Genomic DNA, 19418 nt, shown 5'->3' with positions numbered 1-19418 from the left:
TACGGGAACTCCAGGCTCCCGTCGGAACTCCAAAAGCATACTCTCTCCGGACACGATACCCCAGATGAAAGGTTTCCCTCTCCTGCGCCAGTCCTGTCTCATTGCCCTGCTCACCATCAGCGGCACTGTGCTCTCAGCCGAGCAGAATCAAGCCCTCGACCTCGATTCACTGCAGCCGACCCGCGACCAGGTCATTGCCAGCCTGAATACTGTCGAATTACTGCGGCGCCATCACTACAACCGCATCCGTCTGGACGACGCCCTGTCCGCACAGATTTACGACACCTACATCAAGCAGCTTGATCCGCAGCGCAGCCTGTTTACCCAGCAGGATATCGACGCCTTCGCCGGCAACCGCCTGCGGTTTGATGATCTGCTCAAAGCCGGCGACCTGAGCGTTGGCTTTGCGATGCACAAACGCCAACTGCAACGCGTACAGCAGCGCCTCGGCTTCACACTTGATCTGGTCGACAACAAACTCGACAGCCTCGACTTCACAAGCGACCAGGAGATCCTGATCGACCGCGAAGAGGCACCTTGGGCGAGCAACGAGAAAGCCCTTGAGCAGCTCTGGCGCGCCCAGGTCAAAGATGAAGTCCTGCGTCTGAAGTTGGCCGGAAAAGACATGCAGAGCATCAAGGAGCTGCTGGGCAAGCGCTACCGCGGCCAGCAGATCCGGATCAACCAGACCCGCGCTGAAGACTTGTTCCAGAACTACATCAACGCCATGGCGCAGGTGTACGACCCTCACACCCAGTATCTCTCGCCAGAAAATGCCGAGAACTTCGACATCAACATGAGCCTTTCACTCGAAGGCATCGGTGCGGTGCTGCAGAGTGACAACGAGTACACCAAGATTGTTCGCCTGGTACCTGCTGGCCCGGCCCAGCGCAGCCAGCAGCTGGCTACCAGCGACAAGATCGTCGGTGTTGCCCAGGGTGACGACGACATGGTGGATGTTGTTGGCTGGCGGCTTGATGAAGTCGTCAAGCTGATCCGTGGCCCCAAGGGCTCTCCGGTGCGCCTTGAAGTCATCCCGGCTAGCAACCCACCGGGTGATCTGACCAGCAAAATCGTTAACCTGACCCGCGAGGCGGTGAAACTGGAAGACCAGGCCGCCAAGTCGTCGATCATCGAAATCAACGAGCAGGGACACGACTACCGTATAGGCGTAATCGAAGTACCCGGCTTCTACATCGACTTCAAAGCCTATCGCCAGGGCGACCCAGAGTACCGCAGCACCACCCGAGACGTGCGGCGCCTGCTGGGCGAGCTGAGCAAACAAAACGTCGATGGCGTCGTGCTCGATCTGCGCAACAATGGTGGCGGCTCCCTTCAGGAGGCGACCGAGCTGACCGGCCTGTTCATCGACCAGGGCCCTACCGTGCAAGTGCGCGATAGCCAGGGGCAAGTGCAACAACTGGACGATCCGGAAGCAGGCATCGCCTACAACGGCCCACTGGCCGTCCTGGTGAACAGACTGTCAGCCTCTGCCTCGGAAATTTTCGCTGGCGCCATGCAGGACTACGGCCGTGCGCTGGTGATCGGCGAGTCCACCTTCGGCAAAGGCACCGTGCAGTCCATTCAGCCGCTCAACCACGGTGAACTGAAACTGACGCTGGCGAAGTTCTACCGCGTGTCTGGCCAAAGCACTCAACACCGCGGCGTGGTGCCGGATATCAGCTACCCGTCACTGCTCGACAGCAAGGAAATCGGCGAAAGCGCCCTGCCCCATGCCATGCCCTGGGATACCATCGCGCCAGCCCGCTTCCGCGCCAGCAGCCAGCTGCAACCTTTCATGTCGCAGCTGCAAAAGCAGCACGAGGCACGCGCGGCCAACGACCCTGACTTTCTCTACACCCTGGCCCGAATCAGCCTGGATGACGAAGTCCGAGCCCAGCTGACCGTGCCGCTCAATGAGGTTAAACGCAAGCAGCGTCAGGACGACTATGAAGCGCGCTTGCTGGCTTTGGAAAATCAGCGCCTGACCGCGCGCGGTGAAGAGCCGCTGACCAGCCTGGAGAATCAGGATCCGCTGCTCAATGCGGAGCACAGCGAGGAAGACGAGGACAAGGCAGAGGATGACGCCTTCCTGGTTGAAACCAGCCACATCCTGCTCGACCTTCTCCAGCTGGAGCACCAGGTCGCCACGGTAGACTGACCCTGCCTATCATTCATCCGCCAGCAGCCGCTGGCGGATGAATGCACTGCTGTAACCCTTCTGTAATAGCCAAGTGACACACTTTCGCGGTCAGGACGAATGCCCGCGAACGTCTCTAGCGCGCGCCCGGGCGGCCAGGTACGGCCACTTCCATCTGCCTGGGATACACTATGACCGTTTCCGAACAACGTCAGGCCCTGATCTCGATTCTTAATCGGGGCGCCGTCAGCAGCCTGTTTCAGCCGATCGTATCGATGCTCGAAGAGCGTATTGTCGGCTTTGAAGCACTCAGTCGTGGCCCATCTGACAGTCCACTGCACTCGCCAGTGACGCTGTTCGCCGCTGCGCGCCATCACGGCATCCTCACCGAACTGGAAATGCTCTGCCGCGATCGCGCCATCAGCCGCTTCTGTAACCAAAACCTTCCGGGCAAGCTGTTTCTCAACGTCTCGCCGGAAAGCCTGCTTGAACAGCAGCATTACCCCGGACAAACGCTCGAAATTCTGCAGCGCAACGGTCTATCGCCCGACCGAGTGGTGATTGAGCTGACAGAACAGGCGCCCATCGAAGACCTGACGTTATTGCAGAACGCCCTGCACCACTACCGCGACATGGGCTTCTCGATTGCCCTGGACGACCTGGGTGCCGGGTACTCCAGTCTGCGTCTGTGGTCTGAGTTACAGCCAGAGTACGTAAAGATTGATCGTCACTTCGTCGACGGCATCCACCGCGATCCGGTCAAGCGCGAGTTTGTCACCTCGATCCTGCAGATGGCGAAGGCCTCCCGCGCCTGCGTGATTGCCGAAGGCATTGAGCAGCAGGAAGAACTGGCTGTACTGGAAGAAATCGGTATCGACTGGGTGCAGGGCTACCTGCTGGGCCGCCCTGACAGTGCTCCTCGTACCGATGACGTCAGCCTGAGTACCAGTCTTGGACAGCGCCAAACCGGCAACAGCGACGACGCGCCGATTCACAGTCTCTTACTGCCGATTCCAGGCGTGCCGGAAAACACCAAAGTCCAGGCAGTACTGGATTGTTTTCAGCAGCAACCCACCTTGAATACACTGGCAGTTGTAGATGAGCACCAACGACCGATCGGGGCGGTACAACGCCACGCGCTATCGCAGACCATGCTTAAACCGTTCGCCCAAGAGATCTACAGTCGCAAACCGATACGCCAGTTGATGGACCCGGATTGCCTCATGGTGGATATCCGCCAAAGCCTTCAGCGCGTAAGCCGGCTGCTGACCAGCCGCGCGCGCCAGCGGCTGGAGGACGACTTCATCATCGTCGACCAGGGCATCTACAAGGGCCTTGGGCGGGGGATCGACGTACTGCGCCAGATTACCGAGCTGAAGTTACAGCAAGCACGCCACGCTAATCCGCTCACGCTGCTACCCGGCAACATTCCGATCCAACAGTGCCTCCAGCGCCTGCTCGAGCGCGAAGTCGACGCCCAGCTGTGCTACATCGACCTGGACAACTTCAAGCCCTTCAACGACCTGTACGGCTACGGCAAGGGCGATGAGATCCTGCTTGGCTTGGCGCAACTGCTGCGCGAACTCTGCGACCAACGCTGCGACTTCGTCGGCCATATCGGCGGTGACGACTTTATGCTCGTCATGCGCAGCAGCGACTGGCGTGACCGCCTTCAGCGCCTCGACATCCGCTTTCAGCAACTCTGCCGCACGCTGTACCGAGCCGAACATCTGCAAAGCAGCAGCTTCACCGCGCCAGACCGTGATGGCCGCTGGCGCAGCCACGATCTGCTGAACCTCTCGATCGGCATCCTTCACCTGGAGGGCAGCCAGGCAAGCCAGTTCGACCCGAGTCGACTGGCCGAACTGGCATCACGCGCAAAGCACGAAGCCAAGAAGCAGCGTGGCTTTAGCCTCGTGGTGCATGCCCTGCCCACGGGTACCCAGGATCTGCCTGACAGACACCTCAACCTGTGCAGCTAAATGCGCGCAATGATCTATGCTCTAGTAGGATCAAAATACAGGTAACGTCGTGAGGCCGAATCTTAGATGCCTCGGCATCCTGCCCTTGCTGTGGCTCTCCGACCTGCAGGCCGGGCCGATCAATTGGGGGTATTCTCCATCAGACCCGCCACCCTATGTGGCGATGGACGGTGCTGACCTGGCATCAAGCCTGACCCGCGATCTTGGCGAACTGGTTGCAGGCGCCGTTAAGCAGCCTGTGCACTTTGCAGCAGTGCCCAATAACCGGATCGACGAAGCCTTTGAACAAGGTCGCATCGATATCATCTGCAACACTCTGCCTTCCTGGCACAGCCGCCCTGAACAACTCAACTGGAGCGATGTGCTGTACGAAGACGCCGACGTAATAGCGACCAGACGGGCCGACAGAGCGCCGGCACAGCTGGACGATCTCCAGGGATCACTGATCGGTACCACCCTCGGGTATCACTACAGCGAATCTCTTACCAACGCGTTTGCAAACGGTCAGCTTACCCGCCACGACGTGCGTGACATGGAAACGCGGATCAAGATGCTCGAGCGGGGCCGCCTGGATGCGACTGTAGAAATGCGACGTCCGCTGCAACATCACCTGCTCAGCAGCACCGCGGCGATTCAGATCAGCGCTTGGGAGATAGAGCACTTCGACATGCGCTGTGCCGCGAGACCGGAAACGGATAAAGCGACGCAGCTGATAGACACCATTCACCAGCTGCTCGATCAAGGACGCATTCACGAGGTTGTACGGCGGCATGAATGACGCCTGTGGTTACCCACAGGATCTGTGGATAAGTCTGTGAAGAAAATCAGGAAAACTCGCTCAAACGCCCGTTTACATGCGCCTCCAGACAAACAGCGCACATTTTAACCAAGGAAAAAAATTCAATTTTTTCAGCGAGTTAGCAAGAGAAGAATGGATCAGAAAAAAAACCGAAAGTAAACAACGCGCGTTACCGAAGAATGTGCATAAAGGTAACACTGGAATGCCCGGAGGCCTTGCACCGGGCATTCCGACGTGTTACCGACCCCTTACTCTTCGCGGGGCTTGATACCGACCAACTCCATATCGAACACCAGAATGGAGTTCGGCGGAATAACCGGGCTTGGGCTGCGCGGGCCGTAGGCCAATTCGGCCGGAACGGTGACGGTCCACTTGTCGCCAACGTGCATCAGCTGCAGGACTTCAACCCAACCAGGAATCACACCAGCAACTGGCAGCTCTGCAGGCTGACCACGCTGAACGGAGCTGTCGAACACGGTGCCGTCAAGCAGACGACCTTCGTAATGAACAACCACCACATCGTCGGCTTGCGGTTGCGGGCCTTCGGCGTCACCGCTGGTGACTACTTCATATTGCAGACCGGAAGCAGTAGAGGTGACACCCTCTTTGGCAGCATTTTCTTCGAGATACTGCTTGTTGGCATCCAGCGCTTCCTTGGCCAGCGCTTCGGCACGCTCCTGCGAGCGCTGCTGCAGCTCGTTAAAGGCATTAGCCAGCTCTTCGTCACCAACCCGCTGCTCCTGGCTGCCCAGGGCATCTTGCAGGCCAAGCGCCAGCGCTTGTGGATCAATATCACCAAGACCGTCTTGCAGCAGACTCTGACCCATGTTCAGGCCGATGCCGTAAGAAGCTTGTTGGATAGGAGTAGTGAGTTCCGGTTCGTCCTTGTTACAACCGGCCAGAGCCAGAGCCCCGACTGCAATGCTGACTGCCAGCAGATTACGCTTCATGCTTACCTCAGTAGACAAGCCCTTTACGGGCGAAAAGAAGCAGCCAGCTTAGCAGGGGTTTAAACGCCCGGCTACCGGCAGAAACATGAATGTGAACGAGTACTGAGTTGTACTTTGATGGGGTAAATCAGAAGGTACTGCAGGAGGGGGAAATGGCGCAGCGGACGGGACTCGAACCCGCGACCCCCGGCGTGACAGGCCGGTATTCTAACCAACTGAACTACCGCTGCGCTATTCTTCTCGAGTGGTGGGTGATGACGGGATCGAACCGCCGACCCTCTGCTTGTAAGGCAGATGCTCTCCCAGCTGAGCTAATCACCCGTTTGCTCTCGAAGTGGTGCGCATTCTAGGGAGCTTTTCCGGATCTGGCAACACCTTTTTCAAAAAAAAATTAGGTTATTTCAATATCTTATTCCGAAGCCGCGGAAACACTGGCTGCTAGCGGTCTGCTGGGGCAATATTGGCCGTTTTCTCGGGCAGCCCTGCCCACTGCAACAGAAGGACAGTACCCATGTGGTTTCGCAATCTGCTTATCTACCGCTTCAGTCAACCCGTCCCCTTCAGCGAATCTCAGCTGATCGAGGCCCTGGAGCAGAAGCCGTCGCGCCCCTGCGCCAGTCAGGAAACCCACACCCTCGGCTGGACCACTCCCTGGGGACGTCATTCGGAAAACCGCGTTGAAGTCAGCAACGGCTATTGGCTTATCGCCATGCGCAAGGAGGAACGTATTCTCCCCGGCAGCGTCGTCAAGGAAGCGCTGGCCGAGAAAGTCGAGGAAATCGAGAACCGCGACGCCCGCAAGGTCTACAAGAAAGAGCGCGACACCCTCAAGGACGAAATTGTCATGTCCCTGCTGCCGCGCGCCTTCACCCGCACCCAGACCACCTTTGCCTGTATCTGCCCCGCCGAGGGCTGGATCGCAGTCGATAGCTCCAGCCACAAACGCGCAGAGGACCTGCTGAGCCTGCTGCGCGAATGTACCGGCTCACTGCCCGTACGCCCGCTTAACGTCAAGATAGCGCCGGCCAGCTGCATGACCCAGTGGGTCAAGGACAATCAGGCGCCCGAGCAACTGCAGATCGGCGACGAATGCGAGCTGCGTGATACCAGCGAAGACGGCGGCGTGGTGCGCTGCAAGCGCCAGGACCTGGCCAGCGACGAGATCCAGCTGCATCTCAGTGCTGGCAAGCAGGTGAGTCAGCTTGCGCTGCAGTGGCAGGAAAAGCTGTCGTTCATGCTGGATGACAAGCTGACCCTCAAGCGCGTCAAGTTTGAAGACCTGCTGCGCGAGGAAGCCGAGGAAAACGGCGGCGACGACATGCTTAGCCAGATGGATGCCAGCTTCACCATCATGGCCAGCACCCTGAGCGAACTGCTGCCAGCGGTCACTAGCGCACTTGGCGGTGAAGACATTCCACAGGGAATCTGAGTCCTGTCCCAGCCATTGCCGTCCCGGTTCCGGGGCGGCAACCCCCACCCCGCGGGGCTCCCACCAAACTATCCACAAATCCTGTGGATAACTGTGTGGACAGCCTGCAAAAAAGTCGCCTCAAGGTATATAAAATGGGGGCACCCCTTAGAATGGTTATTTTTTAACCTATTTTTTTACCTTAAAAATCAATAACTTACGATATGGCGCCAGATATCAGTAACTTACAGCGGCTTTTGACGAATTGATGACAGGATGAGCTGCCGTTGTGCACAATCACGGGGCGGACAACGCGAATGAAGGGCACTCTGGTGCGCCATTTCAACGCACCAGAGCCTCAAATAAGTAACCAAGAAAGTGACAGCGAAGCGGTTTACTAACCCTGATGGTCAAGCAACCAGGCTGTTGCATCAGCGGCTGCGGCACTGCGCGGGTATCCGCGCTGCAGGTAGCGCATTCGCGCGCGCGCGCGCTCCAGTTGCCCACGTTCTTGATCCAGCACGGCAAGGCTGTATTCAGCCTTGGCCATCCCCTCCAGCACCGCCTGCACACGCGGCACCATCTCAGAGCGGTATCCTGACTGTGGGTAGCTTCTGACAAAGCCTGTCAGCGCTGCATGCGCCTCACGCCCGAGTTGCAGTTGCAGCTCGCTATCACCCTCTGCCAGTTCGAAACGAGCGTAGGGGATCAACGCCCCCAGATATGCCGCATAGTCGCGTTCGCCGATATCCTGCTGCAGCTGATAGCTATCCAGCAGACTTTGAGCGGTATCCAGCTGCGCGAGTGTCAGGCACTGGTAAGCAGCCTCCAGCAATACCGCTGAATCGCCCAACGCGCGCACCTGCGCCGCCAGCGCAGGATCACACTGCCCCATGCCAAGGCGAGCACGTACATCTGCTAGTGCAGCGTCCTGTTGCTGTTGCCTGACCTGATTGCCCGCACATCCGGTCAAGGTCAACGCCAGCAACACACAGCAGCCAATTCGTCCTGTTGTCATCGTTATCATCTCTGTCATTGCAGCTGAGCGCGCCAGCGCACCCAACCCTGTGGATCTGCCCGCCCGAGCAATTGCAGGCCGGCCGCCAGATCGCGTTCAGCGTCAGCACGTGCCTGCAAACGCGTATCCAGCTTCAACGGCTTGGCCGGTTGCCAGCGGGCGCTACCACTCAGCCCGAGAGGTCCGCCGGCGTCTGTCAGCTGCATTACCAGCCAGCCGTTATCCGCGCCCAGGTCTGCGGCGAGATTGCCCAGTGCCAGCGGGTTTGGCAAACCGCCCGCTGCGTCCTGCCAGGCAATGCGCCCACTGGCCGCGGTAACTTCACGCAGGTGTTCCAGCGTCAGCTGAGGAATATCCAGTAACCAGTCCCCCTGCAGTACAAAGGGCGCCTTGTTTACCTGCGCCATACTGGCAGCGCTCAGGCGACCGCGCACATTCTCCAGCGAGACCGCGCTAGCACCAAGGCGCAGTACTGCATCAACCTGTCCGTCACGCGGGCGCCAACTCAGATCCAGCTCGAGCTCCGCGGTGAGCAAGCCTGCAGGTTTCCAGCGCCAGTCCAGTGCACCCTGATCAATACCCTCAACCTGCATACGAGCGACGCTGCCGCGCCACAGCGTACCGGTCAAACCGTCCAGTTCCACATCGGCCGGCAAATGCGGCTGTACCTGACGCCAGACCAGCTGCGCCGGCAGGTTGCCAATCAGCGTCGCCAGCAGTATTGCCACGGCCAATAAAACCAGTCGTCGCCCTTTTAACCAGCTCATCAGTGCCGCTCCAGCAAGAGACGGGCGGACACCTGGCCTGTGGCTTCGGTCGCTTCCAGTGCGAGCTGACTGACCTGCAGCCCCTGGCGCTGTTCCAGCTCGGCAAGCCAACCCATCAGAGCATCAAAGCTGACGGACTCCAAAATCAGCCGTGCCCCCTCACCCTCCGGCTGCACACGGGTCAGTGCCGAGCGCAGGCCAGCGGCATTGGCCGACACTTCGATCAGAGTCAGCACCGAACTACCGCCGCTTGGCAGCGCCGGTGAGCGCTGTTCCAGACGTGCACGCCTGCGTACTTCATCGCTGGTCTGTTCCATCCAGACTGCCTCGGCAGACAACCGGGCAACATCGCTGCGCAAGGCACTGCGTCCCTGCACCAGCGGCTCCCATACCGCGATCCAGGCAAGAATCAGCACCAGGGCGACTCCGCCCAAGACCAGAATACGCCGCTCTCTGGGCGCCAGAGCCGTCCACCAGGCGTTCATGACCCACTCCTTGTTATGCGTAGCCGTGCCGTCACGGCGCCACTGTCCGAATCGGCCCCTAACAGGCTCTCGCTAATTCCCTGAGTCGCTGCAAGGGTCGCGCGTAGCTGCTCAAGATCGGCAAAGGTAGCGATCTTGAGCTCGACTTCCAGTTCACCGCTGCCGCCACGCAGTTGGCGCACCTCTGCGCCCTGCTGCTGCCCCACCGCGGCGTACAGTGCATACAGCAGCTGCCCGACACTGGCCTGACCATCGGCAGCAGCAGCCAGGCTGAGGCGCTGACGGAACTGCATTGCCGGATCCAACATGCGCTCACCAGGCAGGGCATCGGAGAAACTGCGCTCGATTCGGGCCTGCAACGCGTCACGCTGCTGCTCAAGCGCCATACGCTCCGCCGCCAGCCAGCCGACCGCAAGCACCAGCGTGGCGGCCACCGCCAACAGCGCCGGCCGCAGTGCACGCCAGGGCGGCGGCGCCATACTGACTGCGAACGGGCCGCACAACAGATTGAATTCAGTTGCCCCGAGCAGCCGTGGCAGGCTTACCACCTGATCCGAGCGGCTGACAGCGACGCCTGCCGGCAATGACGACTCCAACTCCGCGGCCTGCTCGCCTGCCAGCTCAACCGCGCGCTGGCCCTCCTCGAGCTCCTGCACGCGCTTGCGCAGCCAAATCGGCAACATGCCGGACTCCAGCAGCACCGCCTCGGCAGCGCTATCGGTTACCAGCCAGCGCGAATCCTGCGGCCAGGGTGATCGCTGAACTCGCAGCCCCGCTGCCGGAACAGCATCGGCAGGAACGGCGACAACCGGCAGCACCGCCTCCAGGCGCAAGCCAACGGCAGAGAACTGGGCCAGCCAGCCTTCCAGCAGGCGCTGCTCGACAACCGCAGCGCTAATACGGCCGTCGTTGCGACGCGGCCCCATGACAATATGCAGTTCGTCCAGATCCTGGCTCAGCTGCTCTTCCAGCGCATAGGGCAACGCCGCCTTGAGCGCTGCAGCGCGCTGTCCCGGCAGGGTAGCCCGAAGCAAGTTAACGCCGTCGGCCATAAACGCCCTGATCCGCGCCCCGGGAAAACGCCCCTGCAGCACCGAGAGCGGATCACAACCCTGCTCCTGAATTTGCCCATCCCGCTCCAACCGCCACCAATGCAGCGGCTGGTCGGGTTTGCTCAACAGCACTATCAGCATGCCTTGCTTCCTGTCTTCATTACGGCTCGCACGCCGTCTGTTCTCGCAGCACGATCTTGCCATTAGGCGCGTCGAGCAGCGTGCATTGATAGAAATTGCGTTCCCCGAAGTGCGCTACGATCTGCAATCGCATATACCAAGGCGCGTCATCGCCGGGCTGGGCGCGGTCAGCGAAAACCTCTTTGATCAGATCGTTGCTGCGCTCTATATCAATCGGGCTCTGATCGGACGGATACGCGGCGACGTAGGGCGCCAGCGCCTGCCAGGCATCTGCCGTCATACCGTTGACCGACGCCAGCTCGGACGCCACCAGCATGGTGCGATTGGCCGACAACCGCGGCGGATCTTGGAGTCGATAAACCGGGTCATCGGTTTCCGGGTTCATCCAGTCACTCACCGCCAGTGCCAGTTGGCTGCCCGCGGGCATCGCCACGCCTGAGTCTTGCGCCACCCGGTCGACGAGACGGGCGAATTCCGCTTGCTGTTGTTCGTCGCCGGAGGCCAGCGCGTTGAGATTGAATCGGCAGCGCATGTTGTCCAGCGTCGCCTGCAACTTCACCTGATCTACCTCAAACGGCAACACCGGTGACAGGCAGGTGTCCCACAGCAGCTCATCAGCGCTGTCGACCTGCTCCAGCACCTGCAACACCATTTTCTCGGCCCCAAGCGCAATCTCGCGCGACAAGTCACGCTCAAACACCGCGCTACTGCGGCGGATATCAGCTTGACCACGCATGGCCATACCAACCGCAGCCGTCACCGCCAGGGCAACGATCAATAAAGCGGTAATCAGGGCCACGCCCTGCTGCCGGCGTTTCATTGGCCCACCGCAATCAGACGACGAATCACACCCAGCCGCGGCAGGTCCAGCTGCACCTCCACCGCCAATGGCAACTGGGTGGACTCAGGATCAAGATCCGCTGGTGGCCAGCTGTCGACCCGCTCCAAACCGCTGGCTCCACGCACGATGAAATGGAAGCCGGTTTCAACTCCGAGCCGCTCGTCCTCGGCCACCAGCTCGGCAAAGGGCTGCAGATGGCGACTGTCAGCGTCCGCCACATCCACACCCGGCCACAATTCCCGCTCCAGGCCACGCTCGGTCAGCCGCCATGCCGTACGCCGCAGACGCTGCTCGCCGCCGGCGCCTGCCCGGACAATCTCCAGCAGCGGCTCTTCGCTACTGGCCTGCAGCCGCAGCGGCGGCAGGCGATCACCAAACTCGTCCCGTACGCGGATATCCACCAACTGCGCCAGATCACGTTCCAGAACGCTCAGGCTGACCTGCAGATCGGCAAGCTGGCTGGCATGACCACGGCTGACCTCGTTGGTCTCTAGTACTGCGCGCAAGCCCTGATAGGCCACCACGCTCATCACTGCAAACAGCATCATCGCTACCAGCAGTTCCAGCAGGGTGAAGCCGCGCTGTGCACTCGGGAAGGTCATGGCAGTACGAACCCGCTGACCAGCGCGCGCTGGTCGCTTTCATCGCCGGGCAACAGCCAGAGGCGAATATCGATCCGTTTGACCGCGGGCAGCGGGAACAGCGATTTGGCTGTGTAGTCACTGACCTGTGCGCGATAACCGAAGCGGTAGGGGCCCATATCGGTCTCACCCGCCAGTTCGCCATCAGTGGCCGGACGCATGCCCGACTCGTACTCAGCCAGCAGGTTACTGCCAGCCCAATGCGCCAACGTTCGCTCCTGCAGGTAACCGGTGTTGCGGGCGTGATCGCTGCCCGCCTTGACCAGCGCCCCCAGCGCTACCGCCAGCACCGTCAGCGCCACCAGCACCTCGAGCAAGGTGAAGCCGCGGCTGCTACGGGCGTTCACTGAGCACCTCGATATTGCCGGTCAGTTCGACCTGAATGAAGCGCTGCAGATTGTGCTCACGCGCCCGCAGGATAATCAGCCCCGGCGTCATTTCGCCGGTATTGCTTAGACGCAGCTGCGGAGTCCACACCGTGCTGGACGATAGACTGCGTGGCTGGTTGGCCGCCTCGAAATCCAGTTCAAGCAACCCTTCGGTCACGACATGCGGCCCGAGCTGCGCATCGTTCACCGGTTGCCATTCACGGGTGGCATCGTCGAGCAACACCAGATCGAGCAGGCTGTAACTGTCGCGCCGAATCCCCAGCGCCCGCTCGCTGCCACCGCTGATCAGCAACTCGTCACGTGCCAGTTTGAGGACGGTCGCCAGCCGATCTGCTTCACGGCGTAACTCGCGTTCCGCCCCATCGCCCAGCGACAGCGTCGCCAGACCCGCCATCACCCCGATCAGTACCAGCACAATCAGTACTTCAAACAGTGTAAAGCCGGTCTGACGGCCGCACGCGCGATGGGAGCTGGAACGTAGGTTCATCAACGCTCGCCGTTCTGTTCCAGATTCCAGTTACCAATATCGGCCGCGTTGTCGGTACCGCCGCTGCGACCGTCCGCTCCGAAGCTGTAGAGGTCGAACAGACGACCGTCACGACCGGGGGTCTGGTACTGGTAATCGTTGCCCCACGGGTCCTGTTGCAGACGATCCAGGTACCCCCCCTTACGCCAGTTACGCGGTGCATTCTGGCCAGTCGGCTCCTGCACCAGCGCCCGCAGACCCTGCTCGGTGGTTGGATAACTGAAGTTGTCGAGCCGGTAGAGGTTCAGCGCACTTTCGATGGCACGCACGTCACTCTGAACTTTGGTAATGCGCGCCTGATCCGGGCGGTCCATGACCCGCGGCACGACCACCGCAGCCAGAATCCCGAGGATGACTACCACAACCATTACTTCAATCAGGGTAAAGCCGCGCTGCGCGGCACGGCGCACGTGGTTATTGCTCATCATCAATTCACCAGTTGGTTGAGTTCAAAGATTGGCAGCAGAATCGCCAGTACAATCACCAGCACCACCGCCCCCATAGTTAAAATCAGCAGCGGTTCAAACACGCCCATCACCATCGCGATACGGGCTTCGAGCTCACGCTCCTGCGTCTCCGCCGCGCGCTCCAGCATGTCATCGAGCGTACCGCTGCTTTCACCGCTTTTAATCAGGCTCAGGGTCATCGCCGGGAAGTAGCCGCTGCGCTCCAGCGCCAGGCCTACCCCCGCGCCCTCGCGTACACGCTGGGCCGCCTCGCTGACCGCCTCGCGCATTGGCAGGTTGGTGATCACGCTGGCACTCATGTTCAAGGCATCCAGCAAGGGCACGCCGCTGGCGGCAAGAATATTCAGGGTGCGGGCAAAGCGTGCGGTGTTGAGTCCGCGGGTCAAACGGCCAATGAGCGGCAAGCGTAGCAGCAGGTCGTGCCAACGCCGCTGGTAGGCCGGACGCTGCAGCACCGTACGCAGGCCATAGCCCAGACCGCCGAGTACCAGCAGCATCAGCAGCCCCCAATCGCGTAAGGTGTCGCTGACGGCAATCAGCATGCGGGTCAACAGCGGCAGCTGCTGATTCATGCCGTCAAATACCCTGACCACTTCGGGCACCACGTAGGTAAGCAGCGCCACCGTTACCAGCAGCGCGACGCAGGTGAGGATGGCGGGATAGAACATCGCCAGCTGGATCTTTTGGCGCATGGCACTCTGCGCTTCGACGTTGTCGGCGAGCCGCTCCAGCACCAGGTCCAGTCGCCCGGCCTGCTCACCGGCGGCGATGGTGGTGCGATAGATCACGGGAAAGACCGAGGGAAACTCGCCAAGTGCGTGGGCCAGCGGCAGGCCTTCCATAACCCGGGTGCGCACGGCTGTCAGCGCCGAGCGCACCTTGGGCGACTCGCTCTGCCGAGCCACTGTCGCCAAGACCTCTTCAATGGGTAACCCCGCGCGGGCCAGCGTGGCCATCTGCCGGGTCGCCAGGGATAGCTCCAGCGGCTTGATCCTCTGCTGCAGCACCGGCATGCGCAAAAGAGCGGCGCGCTCGGCGACCTGGCTGACCGTCATTGGCGTCAGCCCCTGCTCACGCAGCCGGCCGCGCACCTGACGCGGGGAGTCCCCCTCCTCTACACCCTTGCGGGTGCGGCCGCTGGCGTCCAGCGCGGTGTATTCGAAGGCAGGCACGGTCAGTCCTCCCGGGTAACGCGCAAGACTTCTTCCAGCGTGGTGTCACCGGCCAAAACCCGACGCACCCCGTCCTGCCGAATTCCCGGTTGCGCCAAACGCGCGTGGCGCACCATCGCTTGCTCGCTGGCCCCGTCGTGGATCATGCCGCGTAAGGTGTCGTCGATCTCGATCAACTCGTAGATACCGGTACGGCCGCGGTAGCCGCTGCCGTTGCAGGCGCTACAGCCTCCGGCGCGGTAGAGGGTCGGCGGTGCCTGTTCGTCGACTCCCAGCAAGCGACACTCGCTGCTGCTGGCCTGATGCGGCACGCGGCAGTCGGGACACAAGGTGCGCACCAGCCGCTGGGCCAGCACGCCATTGAGTGTGGACGACAACAGAAACGGTTCGATACCCATGTCACGCAGACGGGTAATGGCGCCAATGGCGGTATTGGTGTGCAGGGTGGAGAACACCAGGTGCCCGGTCAAACTGGCCTGAATGGCGATCTGCACGGTGTCGACGTCACGGATCTCGCCGACCATCACCACGTCCGGATCCTGACGCAGAATCGCGCGCAGGCCGCGGGCAAAGGTCATATCGACCTTGTTGTTGATCTGGGTCTGGCCGATGCCATCGAGGTAGTACTCGATCGGGTCCTCGACAGTGAGAATATTGCGGCTGCGGTCGTTCAGGCGCATCAGCGCTGAATACAGCGTGGTGGTCTTGCCCGAGCCGGTCGGGCCGGTCACCAGCACAATGCCGTGCGGGCGACTGATCACCCGTTCCATCGCGTCATAATGCTCCGGACACATGCCCAACTGGCGCAGTTCCAAACGTCCGGCCTGCTTGTCGAGCAAGCGCAGCACCACCCGTTCGCCGTGCCCCGATGGCAGAGTCGACACCCGCACATCTACCGCCCGCCCTACCAGCCGAAGGCCGATCCGGCCGTCCTGCGGCAGGCGTTTCTCAGCGATGTCCAACTTGGCCATCACCTTGATCCGCGACACGATGACCGGCGCCAGCGCACGTGGCGGCTCCAGCACCTCGCGCAGCACACCATCAACCCGCAGACGGATCGACAGCCGATTCTCGAACGGTTCGATATGAATATCAGAGGCGTTTTCCTTCACCGCCTCGGACAGCAGCGCGTTGATCAGACGGATAATCGGCGCCTCGTCCTGCGATTCCAGCAGGTCCTCCGGCTCGGCCAGCGACTGGGCAACCGAGAGCAGGTCGGCGTCGTCACCCAGCCCTTCAACAAACTGCATGGCATCGTTGGCCGAGCGCTCGTAACGGTCTCGCAACCGCGCGGCAAATGCGTCGTCGTCCAGCTCGATAGGCAGTAATGGGCAGCCGTGGCGGCGGCGCAGCTCCAGCAGCCCCTGCGGATCGCAGTCGGCACGCACGAAGACTTCCAGCTGGCCGTCATCACGCATGGCCCCGGTCAGCACCCCTACCCGTCGCGAGTAGCGGTACCCGGTCTCGGCAGCCGGCGCAGCGACGCTGCTGCTTTCCTGCTCGCTCATCGTTTACTCCTGACCTGCGCTGGGCGGTGCGCTGATAGCGGCTGGCGCAGCTGGGCCCTGGATGGCGTTCTCAAACGGCGGCGGCAGCGTCAGCAGGTAGTTCCAGTCCGGCAACACCGGCACACCATCGCCCACATCCAGTCGCCCGCGGCGGTTCTGCTCCGCCACCTGACGATCGCGAATGTAGCTGTACTTGGCATGGGTCAGGCTTTCGGCGACGGCCGAATCGCGCACGATCACCGGGCGCAGGAAGACCATCAGATTGCGCTTCTGCAGCGAGGCTGTGTCATAGCGGAACAAGCGGCCGAGCCCGGGAATGTCACCCAGCCCCGGCACCTTGTCGGCGGTCTCGACCATCTGGTCGTCGATCAGGCCGCCGAGCACGATCATCTGGTTATCGTCGACCATCACATGGGTGGTCAGGCTACGCTTGTTGGTAATGATGTCAGCCGCACCGCTGGTACCCGGTGCGATCTGCGAAACCTCCTGAGCAATCTCCAGACGTACCGCGTTGCCTTCGTTGATCTGCGGGCGGATCTTCAGTTTGATACCCACGTCTTCACGCTGAATGGTGTCGAATGCCTGACCAGAGTCCTCAACCGAGCGGCCGACGATAAAAGGCACGTTCTGACCGACCACGATTTCGGCTTCCTCGTTGTCGAGGGTCAGCAGGCTTGGGGTCGAGAGGATATTGCTGGCCGTGTCGCCCTGCAGCGCGTTGACCAGCAGTGCGATCTGGGTGCTGCCGATGCTGCCGATGCCGCCGAGGCTCAGGCCGCTGCCAAGCGACGGAGGGCTGCTGACGTCGCCTTCGAGGAAGGAGTTCACCCCGGCAGCCAGGTTGACGATGCTGTTGCCGTTGCGGTTGAAGTTGATGATGCCGACACCCGAGTCTTCGCTGCCAATACCCCACTGCACACCCAGCTCCTTGGCGCGATCGTAGGAGACTTCGGCAATGACCGCCTCGACCAGTACCTGCGCGCGGCGGATGTCGAGCTGGCGAATGATCGATGACAGCTCGCGAGACAGTTCGGCGGGACCATAGATGACAACCGAGTTGGTGCTCTCGTGAGCCTCAATGCGTACGCGATTCTGTTCAGCCGTATTGCTGCTTGATGTGGCGCTTGAGTTACCGGCGCCGGAAGCGGTCGGATTACGTTCCCGGCCCTCGGCAATCCCGCGTAGCACCTCGGCCACTTCTTCCGCCTTGGCGTACCGCAGGTAATGCACCTGGGTGTTGCCCTGATCGCCCTCGACGTCCAGTCGACGCACGACCGAACGCAGGATCGCCCGTGCCTCCGGATCACCGCGCAGAATCACCGAGTTGGTGCGCTCATCGGCGATCAGCTTGGGGCCGCGGGTAAATTCTTCCGCTGGCGCGGCGTTATCCAGCCCTTGAACGATGCGCACTACATCCAATGCCGAGGCGTGCTGCAGCGGCAACACCTCAAAATCCTCGGTGGACTCACGATCCATCCGCGCGATCAGCGTCTGAATGCGTCGCACATTGGCTGCCGTGTCGGCGATCACCAGACTATTGGAGGCCGCAGCGGCAGCCAGATGCCCACCTTTCGGCACCAGGGGGCGCAGGATCCGCACCAGCTGGCCGGCATCCATATTGTTCACAGTGATAACTTCAGTGATGTATTCATCGCCGGGCGTATCCCCGGTCAGGCCAGCGACCTCGTTCTCCTTGGCCTGCACTTCCGGCACGATGCGCACCATGCCGTCGCTGCCACGCACCGCAGCGAAGCCCTGCGACTTCAGCACGCTGAGAAACAGTTCGTAGAGATCCTCGCGACGAATCGGCTGACCCGAGACCACATTCACCTGACCGCGTACGCGCGGATCAACGATGAAATTGATGCCGGTCTCCTGGCTGACAATTTCGATCAGACCGTTGATATCCGCATCACGCAGATTCAGCACCAGATCCTCGGCGTTATCAGCTGTACCGGCAGTTGACTGCGCGTGCACCGAACCGCCCACTACCCCCAGACTCAACGCCAGCGCCAGCGCCAGCCGTTGTTTGCGAAACTGCATCGACATCAGTATCAATCCATCGTTATCGTAATGTTCATGGGCTGCCCGTCGCGCTCCAGCGACACCGACACCGAAGTGGCGCCAGACATGTCGCGCAGAATGTCGCGGTAGTCCTCGATCTGGGAAACCGGAGTGCCATCCACGTCGGTTATCACATCACCCGCCTTCAGGCCCGCTGCTTCAAATTCACGTGCATTGCGCGCCGGTGAGACTTCAATACCGTAGAGCGCGCCATCGACCATCACCGGGTTGGCGCTGATCACCTCGGCAAAACGTTGCGGGTCGTTCAGCCAGGCCTCACGATCAATCCGCGCCAGATTGCCGTCCGGTGCCAAGGTCTGATTGGCGTCGACCTCAGGCAGCGCTGCAGTCCGCGCGTTGCGAGCAGAGCGACCCGAACCGTTGAGCTCATTGCGCTTGAGTCGCAGAGTTTCCAGCTGGCCGTCGCGCATGAGCATCACGCGATCAGCCAGTACCTGCTCCAGGCGAACCTGCCCGGGCAAAGTGGCGCCAACGCGATAGAGTTTTTCAGGCTGACCCTGGGTGACCAGGATCGCGGCGCTGCGAGCCGGGTCGGGGTCGGACAGCACCCCTTTCAGCGTCCAGCTAAGCTTGGTGTCAGGAGCATCAACCGCAACAGGTGCGCGATCAGCGCGACCATAGGGCGACAGGAGCGCCAACTCGCGAAAACCGGGCTGAGCAACAGAACGTTCGGATGAGGATACGGAATAAGGAAGACTGGAGGCTGCCGGCATAACGCTTTGCGGCTCGATCAATGTCCAGATCAGGTGCCCGAGAATCCACGCTGAAATCGCAACGAAAAGACCGCAAACCAGCGTGACAAGGCTCTCCAGCGAAAAACGGGCGACCAGGGGCATGCTCTCTCCATGGCAAAGAATCCCGATCCGAATCGGGCGTAGGGCAGTTGGGAATAAGGTACTGACCTTTCTTTGCAAAATTATTGTTATAAGCCTGCAATATGACTGCGAGGGCGCCTCGATTGTCACGATTCTGCAATCACACGGCAACCCCCTGAACAGGTTATTCCAGACTGCTTCGGCCGAAGCAACGACGCTACCGGCCTGACCA

At 61.0% G+C, this 19418-nt stretch carries 18 protein-coding genes and 2 tRNA genes; 4 read left to right on the top strand and 16 right to left on the bottom strand.

Going from position 1 to position 19418, the window contains the following annotated elements; genetic code table 11:
* The first annotated feature begins 64 nt into the window (after positions 1–64).
* The 3 genes from AAFM31_RS12410 (at position 65) to AAFM31_RS12400 (ending at position 4900) form a co-directional block, all read left to right on the top strand.
* Positions 65–2161 (top strand): carboxy terminal-processing peptidase, encoded by a 2097-nt coding sequence (locus tag AAFM31_RS12410; protein WP_341708248.1) that lies wholly within the window; start codon positions 65–67, stop codon positions 2159–2161.
* 170 nt (positions 2162–2331) lie between these two features.
* Positions 2332–4122, top strand: coding sequence for a bifunctional diguanylate cyclase/phosphodiesterase (locus AAFM31_RS12405; RefSeq protein WP_341708247.1), 1791 nt, complete (start codon positions 2332–2334; stop codon positions 4120–4122).
* 49 nt (positions 4123–4171) lie between these two features.
* The gene (locus tag AAFM31_RS12400) at positions 4172–4900 is read left to right on the top strand and encodes a transporter substrate-binding domain-containing protein (RefSeq protein ID WP_341708246.1); all 729 of its coding nucleotides are present in this window, start codon (positions 4172–4174) and stop codon (positions 4898–4900) included.
* Between the two features lie 269 nt (positions 4901–5169).
* Here AAFM31_RS12400 and AAFM31_RS12395 read toward each other — a convergent pair whose 3' ends face one another.
* The 3 genes from AAFM31_RS12395 to AAFM31_RS12385 form a co-directional block, all read right to left on the bottom strand.
* Positions 5170–5871: an FKBP-type peptidyl-prolyl cis-trans isomerase gene (locus AAFM31_RS12395; RefSeq protein WP_341708245.1), complete on the bottom strand. Its 702-nt coding sequence runs from the start codon at positions 5869–5871 to the stop codon at positions 5170–5172.
* A gap of 153 nt (positions 5872–6024) precedes the next feature.
* Positions 6025–6101, bottom strand: a tRNA-Asp gene (locus AAFM31_RS12390).
* Positions 6102–6116: 15 nt separating this feature from the next.
* A tRNA-Val gene (locus AAFM31_RS12385) sits at positions 6117–6192 on the bottom strand.
* A gap of 190 nt (positions 6193–6382) precedes the next feature.
* On the opposite strand from AAFM31_RS12385, the gene rdgC reads away from it, so the two are divergent.
* The gene (rdgC, locus tag AAFM31_RS12380; RefSeq protein WP_341708244.1) at positions 6383–7300 is read left to right on the top strand and encodes a recombination-associated protein RdgC; all 918 of its coding nucleotides are present in this window, start codon (positions 6383–6385) and stop codon (positions 7298–7300) included.
* Positions 7301–7676: 376 nt separating this feature from the next.
* On the opposite strand, the gene bamD is transcribed toward rdgC, so the two are convergent.
* Genes bamD through gspC form a run of 13 tightly spaced genes read right to left on the bottom strand, consistent with a single transcriptional unit; the run spans position 7677 to position 19207 of the window.
* Positions 7677–8297, bottom strand: a complete 621-nt coding sequence (gene bamD, locus AAFM31_RS12375; RefSeq protein WP_341708243.1) for an outer membrane protein assembly factor BamD — start codon at positions 8295–8297, stop codon at positions 7677–7679.
* 14 nt (positions 8298–8311) lie between these two features.
* Complete coding sequence (locus tag AAFM31_RS12370; RefSeq protein WP_341708242.1) at positions 8312–9064, bottom strand: type II secretion system protein N; 753 nt, start codon at positions 9062–9064, stop codon at positions 8312–8314.
* The gene (locus AAFM31_RS12365) at positions 9064–9549 is read right to left on the bottom strand and encodes a type II secretion system protein M (protein ID WP_341708241.1); all 486 of its coding nucleotides are present in this window, start codon (positions 9547–9549) and stop codon (positions 9064–9066) included. The genes AAFM31_RS12370 and AAFM31_RS12365 overlap by 1 nt, the downstream gene beginning before the upstream one ends.
* Positions 9546–10742: a type II secretion system protein GspL gene (gene gspL, locus AAFM31_RS12360; protein ID WP_341708240.1), complete on the bottom strand. Its 1197-nt coding sequence runs from the start codon at positions 10740–10742 to the stop codon at positions 9546–9548. The genes AAFM31_RS12365 and gspL overlap by 4 nt, the downstream gene beginning before the upstream one ends.
* Positions 10743–10761: 19 nt before the next feature.
* The gene (locus tag AAFM31_RS12355) at positions 10762–11562 is read right to left on the bottom strand and encodes a hypothetical protein (RefSeq protein WP_341708239.1); all 801 of its coding nucleotides are present in this window, start codon (positions 11560–11562) and stop codon (positions 10762–10764) included.
* On the bottom strand, positions 11559–12185 hold the full coding sequence (gspJ, locus tag AAFM31_RS12350; protein ID WP_341708238.1) for a type II secretion system minor pseudopilin GspJ: 627 nt from the start codon (positions 12183–12185) through the stop codon (positions 11559–11561). Before gspJ ends, AAFM31_RS12355 begins: the two co-directional genes overlap by 4 nt.
* Complete coding sequence (gspI, locus tag AAFM31_RS12345; protein ID WP_341708237.1) at positions 12182–12571, bottom strand: type II secretion system minor pseudopilin GspI; 390 nt, start codon at positions 12569–12571, stop codon at positions 12182–12184. The genes gspJ and gspI overlap by 4 nt, the downstream gene beginning before the upstream one ends.
* Complete coding sequence (locus AAFM31_RS12340; protein ID WP_341708236.1) at positions 12558–13100, bottom strand: prepilin-type N-terminal cleavage/methylation domain-containing protein; 543 nt, start codon at positions 13098–13100, stop codon at positions 12558–12560. Before AAFM31_RS12340 ends, gspI begins: the two co-directional genes overlap by 14 nt.
* Positions 13100–13567, bottom strand: coding sequence for a type II secretion system major pseudopilin GspG (gene gspG, locus AAFM31_RS12335; RefSeq protein ID WP_341708235.1), 468 nt, complete (start codon positions 13565–13567; stop codon positions 13100–13102). The genes AAFM31_RS12340 and gspG overlap by 1 nt, the downstream gene beginning before the upstream one ends.
* The gene (gene gspF, locus AAFM31_RS12330; RefSeq protein ID WP_341708234.1) at positions 13567–14778 is read right to left on the bottom strand and encodes a type II secretion system inner membrane protein GspF; all 1212 of its coding nucleotides are present in this window, start codon (positions 14776–14778) and stop codon (positions 13567–13569) included. Before gspF ends, gspG begins: the two co-directional genes overlap by 1 nt.
* Before the next feature lie 2 nt (positions 14779–14780).
* Entirely contained in the window at positions 14781–16286 is a 1506-nt protein-coding gene (gspE, locus tag AAFM31_RS12325; protein WP_341708233.1) for a type II secretion system ATPase GspE, read from the bottom strand.
* A gap of 3 nt (positions 16287–16289) precedes the next feature.
* On the bottom strand, positions 16290–18335 hold the full coding sequence (gene gspD / locus AAFM31_RS12320; RefSeq protein WP_341708232.1) for a type II secretion system secretin GspD: 2046 nt from the start codon (positions 18333–18335) through the stop codon (positions 16290–16292).
* A gap of 5 nt (positions 18336–18340) precedes the next feature.
* Complete coding sequence (gspC, locus tag AAFM31_RS12315; RefSeq protein WP_341708231.1) at positions 18341–19207, bottom strand: type II secretion system protein GspC; 867 nt, start codon at positions 19205–19207, stop codon at positions 18341–18343.
* Positions 19208–19418: the final 211 nt, after the last annotated feature.

This window comes from Halopseudomonas sp. (assembly GCF_038130085.1).
Taxonomy (GTDB): Bacteria; Pseudomonadota; Gammaproteobacteria; order Pseudomonadales; family Pseudomonadaceae; genus Halopseudomonas.
Note: the sequence above shows the minus strand (reverse complement) of the source record. Positions and strands in the feature narration are given on the sequence as shown.

What these genes read in the sequence shown, in the direction of transcription:
- AAFM31_RS12365 (WP_341708241.1), bottom strand. Translation starts at nt 9,549, where the DNA reads ATGAACGCCTGGTGGACGGCTCTGGCGCCCAGAGAGCGGCGTATTCTG.
- AAFM31_RS12410 (WP_341708248.1), top strand. Translation starts at nt 65, where the DNA reads ATGAAAGGTTTCCCTCTCCTGCGCCAGTCCTGTCTCATTGCCCTGCTC.
- AAFM31_RS12340 (WP_341708236.1), bottom strand. Translation starts at nt 13,100, where the DNA reads ATGAACCTACGTTCCAGCTCCCATCGCGCGTGCGGCCGTCAGACCGGC.
- gspL (WP_341708240.1), bottom strand. Translation starts at nt 10,742, where the DNA reads ATGCTGATAGTGCTGTTGAGCAAACCCGACCAGCCGCTGCATTGGTGG.
- AAFM31_RS12355 (WP_341708239.1), bottom strand. Translation starts at nt 11,562, where the DNA reads ATGAAACGCCGGCAGCAGGGCGTGGCCCTGATTACCGCTTTATTGATC.
- gspD (WP_341708232.1), bottom strand. Translation starts at nt 18,335, where the DNA reads ATGTCGATGCAGTTTCGCAAACAACGGCTGGCGCTGGCGCTGGCGTTG.
- gspC (WP_341708231.1), bottom strand. Translation starts at nt 19,207, where the DNA reads ATGCCCCTGGTCGCCCGTTTTTCGCTGGAGAGCCTTGTCACGCTGGTT.
- AAFM31_RS12405 (WP_341708247.1), top strand. Translation starts at nt 2,332, where the DNA reads ATGACCGTTTCCGAACAACGTCAGGCCCTGATCTCGATTCTTAATCGG.
- gspG (WP_341708235.1), bottom strand. Translation starts at nt 13,567, where the DNA reads ATGATGAGCAATAACCACGTGCGCCGTGCCGCGCAGCGCGGCTTTACC.
- AAFM31_RS12370 (WP_341708242.1), bottom strand. Translation starts at nt 9,064, where the DNA reads ATGAGCTGGTTAAAAGGGCGACGACTGGTTTTATTGGCCGTGGCAATA.
- gspE (WP_341708233.1), bottom strand. Translation starts at nt 16,286, where the DNA reads ATGAGCGAGCAGGAAAGCAGCAGCGTCGCTGCGCCGGCTGCCGAGACC.
- AAFM31_RS12395 (WP_341708245.1), bottom strand. Translation starts at nt 5,871, where the DNA reads ATGAAGCGTAATCTGCTGGCAGTCAGCATTGCAGTCGGGGCTCTGGCT.
- rdgC (WP_341708244.1), top strand. Translation starts at nt 6,383, where the DNA reads ATGTGGTTTCGCAATCTGCTTATCTACCGCTTCAGTCAACCCGTCCCC.
- gspJ (WP_341708238.1), bottom strand. Translation starts at nt 12,185, where the DNA reads ATGACCTTCCCGAGTGCACAGCGCGGCTTCACCCTGCTGGAACTGCTG.
- bamD (WP_341708243.1), bottom strand. Translation starts at nt 8,297, where the DNA reads ATGACAACAGGACGAATTGGCTGCTGTGTGTTGCTGGCGTTGACCTTG.